The organism is Candidatus Nanopelagicales bacterium (assembly GCA_037045355.1).
Classification (GTDB): Bacteria; Actinomycetota; Actinomycetes; order S36-B12.
The window spans coordinates 1-5,689 of sequence record JBAOHO010000017.1 but is presented as its reverse complement, the minus strand read 5'-3'; the positions used below and the strand labels follow the sequence as shown (position 1 = coordinate 5,689).

Genomic DNA, 5,689 nt, shown 5'->3' with positions numbered 1-5,689 from the left:
ACGACCTGCACCAAGGGAGATCCCCGCAGACCGGGGTTCGGTTTTCTGGTGTGTTCCGCAGCGACGTCAGGTCACGGGAACGCGGGCGCGGACCGCCATGCCGCCGCCGTCAGAACCGACGGTCAGCGAACCGCCCACGTCGAGGATGCGTTCCCGCATGTTCGTCATCCCATGGCCCGTGGCCTGCGAGTTGCTGCCCCGCCATTTCCCGTTGTCAACGACGGAGAGAGACAGCCATTCCCCATCGTCGGCGAGAGTCACCGTGACGCTCACTCCTGGGCCGGCGTGCTTTCCGACGTTCTGCAGCGCCTCAGAACAGGTCAGGTACACGGCCCCCTCGATCGGGGAGGGGTATCGTCCGATGTTCTCCATGGCCAACGTCACGGGGAATGGACTGCGCGTTATCAGATCGTCCAGCGCCGCTGCCAGGCCCTGCGCAGTGAGCGTGCGATGCCCTCGGCCATGCGCGACGTCGCGTACCTCGGACAAGGCGGCTTCGATGTCCGGACCGAAGTTCCCGCGCCAGTTCCGCGGCCCTTCGGCTGTCCTGATCCATGATCCTCGTCAGCACGCTGACCTTCATGCGAAGTGCGATCAGTCGCTGTTGCGCTCCGTCGTGGAGATCCCTCTCCAGACTGCGCTGGGCTCGACTCTGCGCGGCCTGGACTCGCTCGTCGGACAGTGTCAGTTCCGCCTGCATCTGGTTGGTCTGCAATGCCAGACGTGTGCTGGCGATCGCCGCTTCGATCAGATCCGGCTGCTCCAGCATCGACTCGTCGTGCACGATCTCGGCCAACGGACTTCCGTCAGGTTGGTTGATCAAGGTTGCGGCACGATCAGAGCCAGGGACCGGCACCTGGTCGGTGAATCCACCCGTGCTATCCACCCATTGCGCACGATCCGGTACCCAGTAGTTGATCTCGAGTTCCGGGTCTTCCAAGGCGTCGGCCATCACGGCCCGCAGCGCCACAGCATCCGGGCGCTTCTGCAGACCGGAGACGAGACCGTTTCAGTGCCGACGCTGAGTACAGGCGACCGAGCAGGAGACCCAAGGCCATGGACAGCGGGACACACCAGAACAGGACGACCGAGAATCTCGCCCGAGAGGATCGATCCGCCTGAACCGATGAACGCCGCCACCGCCAGGGTCCGGAGGATGGACACGACAAGGACCGGTGCCAGCGTCCTGCGCGTCAAAGGACTCGCGCGAATCAGGCGGACGGCGAGCGAGGCGGCCGTGGCGACCAGCAGCAGCGTCCCGCTCCACCGAAACGCCGCCTGGAACGCGGCGGCCAGGCTCGGGTTGTCCGCGACCAGAAGGACGTTCTCGGGGCAGGAGTCGCCGCACGCCGCGATCGGCCCGGCGAGGGGGACTGTCTGCGACAGAAGGACCGTCGGAATCCAGAGGAAGAACGCCGTGAACGCTGCGCAACCCACGATGATGCGGTCGTGTACAGAGCGGAGGCGACCGGATGGGAAGGCCAGCATGACCCAGACGAGGACGAACTCAGCGAGTTGACCGAGGGCTCTGGTGATACTGAACAGCCAGTCATTGTCGGAGATCGCCAGATCCTCTGACGAAGTAGGCGAACGCAAGCAGGAACAGCAGGCGGGCCACCCTGCGACTCGATGGGCGGCTCCACAGGAGCAAGCCGACAGACCACACCAGGACCACGCCGACGGTCACGGAGTATGCCGAGAGTCGACTCGCGGTGACACTTCCCGCAGCCACCGTGGCCGAAATCCCGGCCAGGGCCGCCCCTGCGACGCTGAGCCCGACGAAGCCCCACTTGGCGCGGGTCACCCGCGCGCCGCCTCTAGGTAGAGCAGCGTCGCCCGAACGCGACGGCTGACGGCCGCATCCCCGCTGAGGCCGAGGCGCGTGAAGATCTCACTGACATGCTTCTCGACGGCGCGCTGACTCAGGAAACGGTCCCGGGCGATGGCCATATTGCTCTTGCCTTGAGCGATGTCGGCCAGCAACTCCCGTTGGCGCGGAGTCAGTCCGTCGAGCGCACTGGGAGCTGGTGTGGTGCCGGTCGTCACCAACTGCTGCACCAGAATTCGGATCGATGCGACAGTCGCCCGCGTGAACGGCGCTGATGGCGGAAACCAGGTGATCCACATCGTGGACGCGGTCCTTGGACAAGTAGGCACGCCCGCTTGCCCCCTGTTGCAGCAGGCGGGCAGCGAATCCGACCGTGCTCTCCTGACTCAGCACGACGACTCCGCATGACGGGTACTCGCGCCGCACTTGATCCGCCAAGCGGATCCCCTCGTCTGTGTAGGTGGGCGGCATGCGGATGTCCGCGATCACGACGTCAGGCGTGTCGCGTGCGATCGACACCAGGGCCTGCTCGGCATCGGCAAAGCCTCCGATGACCTCGACGGCGTCGCTGAGTTCCAGCAACAGGCGCAAGCCTTCACGGACGAGGTAACTGTCGTCCACGACAAGAACCCGGATCGGCGGGCCGGCGGGTGCCGGTGGCCGCCTCGTCCCGCGGTTCCAGCTGCTCTGGCATTGCTCGCCTCACCATCCAGTGACCTCTGAGGCACCACGCTAACCGACCGGGGTTGCCGTCACGTGCCCCCGTCGGTGGGGAGATTGAAGCTGGGCCGCTGGTGCCGGACCACCATCTGCGTGGCGATGGCAGCGGCGAACTCGTCCACGTCCGACTCGGTCGTGTCCCAGGAACACATCCAGCGGACCTCGCCGGTGGCCGGATCCCAGGTAAAGAACCGGAAGTCGTCCTGCAGGCGGAGGGTCACCTCGGGTGGCAGGATGGCGAGTACCGCGTTGGCCTGCACCGGGTTGATCCGGACGCCGTCGATCTGCTCCACAGCACCCGCCTGTCGCTGGGCCATTCCGTTGGCGTGGTCGGCGTTGTGGCGCCACGAATCGTCGGCGAGCAATGCCAGCGACTGGGGACGTCCCCACAACAGCCAGGTGATATCGCCTCAGCGTCGCGCTGTGGCTGTCCGGGTCCTTACCCGCGGCATCACTTCGCACATCGAACGATCACGTCGACGGGACTCGTGTGACATGGGCGAGGCTATCCGGAGAAGCGCGGCCCCTGTGTCGGGATGCGTTCAGGCTGCCCGCAGCCCTCGCGCCGCTCCGATTCCCAGAATCGGTCCACGAAAAGGGTCGCCTTCCCAGAGTGGGTCCGCGATTCCTCATTCCCTCTTTTGAGTGACATTTGTCGTTGGAGAATGCGACTTAAGTGCCACTCGCGACCGGAGACACTCGGATCTCCTAGTTGACGAGGCCCAGGAGACCAACTGAGCTCATCGAGTGCGAGTTGATACAGGACCAACGCAGCGAAATGATCGAATCAACTAGTCCAGGGCCCTGACCCGCGCGTGGGTTTCGTGGACTCTAGGACCCACTTGCTCTTGGATAGTATCTGTATGCGGGATACTATCCAAGTATGAAGTCACAGCAGGCACTCGAAATGCTGGCGGGGCTGTCCTCCGCTCAGTGGGGCCTGTTCACGTCTGCTCAGGCTGCCCAACGCGGGGTGAGTCGCCTGGATCTGTCGCGGCTGGCTGAGGCCGGGCTCGTGGAGCGGGTGCTCCATGGCGTCTATCGTGACGCGGGCGCGGCGGGGGATGAGTTCGAGGGGGTGCGCGCTGCCTGGCTGGCGATCGTGCCCGGGATAGACGCACATCTGCGACTGCAGTCACCAACCAGCGATGTCGTCGTATCTGGTGTCTCCGCAACGCGACTCCACGGTGTGGGGGATTTTCGCGAGGACCGATACGAACTCACCTCACTGGTACGCCGACAAAGCCAGCGCCAGGGGGTGCGCATCACAGTGCGATCGATGGGCGACGACGATGTCACCCTCCGGCATGGTCTGCCGACAACGACCATCGAGCGGACCCTTGCCGACCTGGTGGCTGCCCGCCACGATCTGACACTTGTCGCGCATGCTCTCGGTGATGCCATGCGGCAAGGCAGCGTCGACCTGGAGGACCTCGCTCGCAGGCTCGGTCCACTGGCCGCTCGCAACGGCCTGCCCAAGGGCGCGGGCGATGCCTTTGTCGAGCGACTCCTTCAACTGGCTGGGCTCGATACCGCAGCAACGGTCAGGCGCCTGGCGGGCATGGAGTCGATTGCCGCTCCCATCGCTGCGGAGTACTTTGCGGAACTCCGTTCTCAGGCACAGTGCCTCGAAGATCAGCTGGCGCAGCTTCGGGTACCTGAGCCGGCTTACGAGCAGATCCGCAGGCAAGCCGAGGCACTCACCCTGGCACTACGACCGCAGCGGCCCGCACTCGAGACTCTCCAGCTTTCCCAAGCCCAGCAATCGGACGAATGGCGGAAGGTGATTACTCAGCTGGCGCCCTCGATGGAAGCAATACGGTCCGCCGCGCGATTCACTCACGAGTTTGAGGCTGGGGCGCGAGATGCCGCGGAGAGTGCCGAGCCAGGGAAGGGAAGGTCGTGAACGTTGAGCAGTATCCAGACCCCAGGGCCGTGGAAATGGCCATCAAGGACGCCGCCCGGGCAGCTCATGGTGCAGATCGATCCGTTGGCGTGAACGAACTCATCCGCCAAGCACACTTCGACCGGCTCCTATGCCGCGTGTTCTCGGACGGGTCTGATTCGGAGTGGGTGCTCAAGGGAGGGACCGGGATGCTCGCTCGCGTCCCGAACACACGCAGCACCAAGGACATCGATCTCGCCATCAACGGCTACTCCCTGGATCAGGCGCTGAGTCGCCTGCGTTCACTGGCCGCTGTCGACCTGCAGGACCATTTCCATTTCGCGTATCTCAAGCGCACCGAATCAATAGCGGGGGACCAGCAGCCGTATGCACACGGGTACCACGTCACCTTCCAGGTGTACCTGGGCACCAAGGCCCTGAGCGACCTGACAGTGGACCTCGTGGCCGGACCAGGTGAGGCGGCCGAAGTGGATGTCGTTGAACCAGCCAACCGGCTGAACGTGCCTCGCCTCGTGACATTCCCCTATCGGCTGTACCCGGTCGCGAATCAGATCGCCGACAAGGTCTGCGCAACCCTCGCCACATACCCCGGCGGCCAGTCCAGCCGCGAACGAGATCTCATCGACCTGGTGGTCATCGCCAACACCCAGACGGTCAATGCGAACGAACTTCGGGAAGCCATCCGACGCGAGGCTCGACTCCGGGGCCTGGACCAGGTCACCGCCTTGGACCTTCCATCCGGGTGGGGAAGCGTCTACGCAACTGAGGCCCGCAAGGTTCCGGCCTGCTCTCAACACACGTCGTTCGCCGACGCCCAAGCGCTCATGGCGGACTTCGTCACGCAAGTCCTCAGATCCAGTGACCTGTCCGCACAGTGGAATCCAGAGTCGCTCACCTGGAGTGATGCACCCTCAACGTCGACGACCTGAGCGGGCAGCATCCCAGAGAAACGGCTCCGGGGTGAACCGGAGCCGTCGGACCGAGGGTCATCCCCTCGGCGGTGTTTGCAGCGTAGCCCGGACTACATCGCTCGGCCTACCGGAGTTGTAGTCAGCGGTTCCGCTGCTGGCTGACGGTCCACCGAGACCGCATCCGCGCTGGGAGTAACTCCACGCCCGAACAACTGGTTCAGCCGTTCAATCGCGCGGTCAAGGAGGTCACCCGCGAGTGCAAGCGCTCGACTTGCTCGACCAAGTGGGGCACTTCCTGGAGTTGCTTGGTCAGCCTCTCGATTC

At 64.6% G+C, this 5,689-nt stretch carries 9 protein-coding genes; 3 read left to right on the top strand and 6 right to left on the bottom strand.

What is annotated here, in order from left to right:
• Positions 1-66 precede the first annotated feature (66 nt).
• From V9E98_10455 to V9E98_10435, 5 genes are read right to left on the bottom strand one after another with little or no spacing between them, the layout of a single operon-like run.
• Positions 67-330: an ATP-binding protein gene (locus V9E98_10455; GenBank protein MEI2717400.1), complete on the bottom strand. Its 264-nt coding sequence runs from the start codon at positions 328-330 to the stop codon at positions 67-69.
• Positions 311-952 carry a histidine kinase gene (locus tag V9E98_10450; protein MEI2717399.1) on the bottom strand — a complete coding sequence of 214 codons (642 nt, stop codon included), beginning with the start codon at positions 950-952 and terminating at the stop codon, positions 311-313. Before V9E98_10450 ends, V9E98_10455 begins: the two co-directional genes overlap by 20 nt.
• On the bottom strand, positions 952-1,596 hold the full coding sequence (locus V9E98_10445; GenBank protein ID MEI2717398.1) for a hypothetical protein: 645 nt from the start codon (positions 1,594-1,596) through the stop codon (positions 952-954). Before V9E98_10445 ends, V9E98_10450 begins: the two co-directional genes overlap by 1 nt.
• Complete coding sequence (locus V9E98_10440) at positions 1,550-1,804, bottom strand: hypothetical protein (GenBank protein ID MEI2717397.1); 255 nt, start codon at positions 1,802-1,804, stop codon at positions 1,550-1,552. The genes V9E98_10445 and V9E98_10440 overlap by 47 nt, the downstream gene beginning before the upstream one ends.
• Positions 1,801-2,127, bottom strand: coding sequence for a LuxR C-terminal-related transcriptional regulator (locus V9E98_10435; protein MEI2717396.1), 327 nt, complete (start codon positions 2,125-2,127; stop codon positions 1,801-1,803). The genes V9E98_10440 and V9E98_10435 overlap by 4 nt, the downstream gene beginning before the upstream one ends.
• A 127-nt stretch (positions 2,128-2,254) precedes the next feature.
• On the opposite strand from V9E98_10435, the gene V9E98_10430 reads away from it, so the two are divergent.
• On the top strand, positions 2,255-2,551 hold the full coding sequence (locus V9E98_10430; GenBank protein MEI2717395.1) for a hypothetical protein: 297 nt from the start codon (positions 2,255-2,257) through the stop codon (positions 2,549-2,551).
• A 29-nt stretch (positions 2,552-2,580) separates the two neighbouring features.
• Here the strand turns inward: V9E98_10430 and V9E98_10425 are convergent, their stop codons facing one another.
• Positions 2,581-2,940, bottom strand: a complete 360-nt coding sequence (locus tag V9E98_10425) for a hypothetical protein (GenBank protein ID MEI2717394.1) — start codon at positions 2,938-2,940, stop codon at positions 2,581-2,583.
• 491 nt (positions 2,941-3,431) lie between these two features.
• Here V9E98_10425 and V9E98_10420 point away from each other — a divergent pair, with 491 nt between their 5' ends.
• Together V9E98_10420 and V9E98_10415 are read left to right on the top strand one after the other, a co-directional pair.
• Positions 3,432-4,454, top strand: coding sequence for a type IV toxin-antitoxin system AbiEi family antitoxin domain-containing protein (locus tag V9E98_10420; protein ID MEI2717393.1), 1,023 nt, complete (start codon positions 3,432-3,434; stop codon positions 4,452-4,454).
• 35 nt (positions 4,455-4,489) lie between these two features.
• On the top strand, positions 4,490-5,383 hold the full coding sequence (locus V9E98_10415; protein MEI2717392.1) for a nucleotidyl transferase AbiEii/AbiGii toxin family protein: 894 nt from the start codon (positions 4,490-4,492) through the stop codon (positions 5,381-5,383).
• Positions 5,384-5,689 lie beyond the last annotated feature (306 nt).